At 53.1% G+C, this 475-nt stretch carries 1 protein-coding gene; it reads left to right on the forward strand.

Features of this window, described 5'->3' with window-relative positions; genetic code table 11:
- Positions 1-475, forward strand: a 475-nt coding sequence (locus PSI23_RS23730) for a terminase large subunit domain-containing protein (protein WP_273557051.1), incomplete at both ends; no start/stop codon positions are given.

Consider the following 475-nt stretch of genomic DNA (forward strand, 5'->3'; position numbering starts at 1 on the left):
TCAGCACGGTAAGTCAGATATTGTCTCGCGCTATCTGCCTGCGTACTTCTTTGGCCGGTATCCCGACATGCGTGTGGCGGGGCTATCGTACGGTAAGGATCTGGCCTCGGAAATGAACCGCGATGTGCAGCGCATCATGATGGGGGAGGAATATAAGGAACTGTTCCCCGGCTCGGCACTGAATTCACGCCGGGTGGTAACGATTGACGTTGAAGCCAAGCGTAACTCTGAAACGTTCGAAATCGTCGGGCGTAAAGGGGTTTATATCAGTCAGGGGGTCGGCGGTCCCTTAACCGGCAAGAAAGTGGATTTGGGCATTATTGACGACCCGATCAAAAACGCGAAAGAAGCCCTGAGTCCGACCACCAAAAGTGGTATCTGGAACTGGTACGTTTCGACCTTCAAAACGCGATTGTCAAAAAACAGTGGCGAAATCATCATGGCGACTCGCTGGGCGACGGATGATCTATCCGGC

This window comes from Xenorhabdus yunnanensis, from assembly GCF_028598805.1.
GTDB lineage: Bacteria > Pseudomonadota > Gammaproteobacteria > Enterobacterales > Enterobacteriaceae > Xenorhabdus > Xenorhabdus yunnanensis.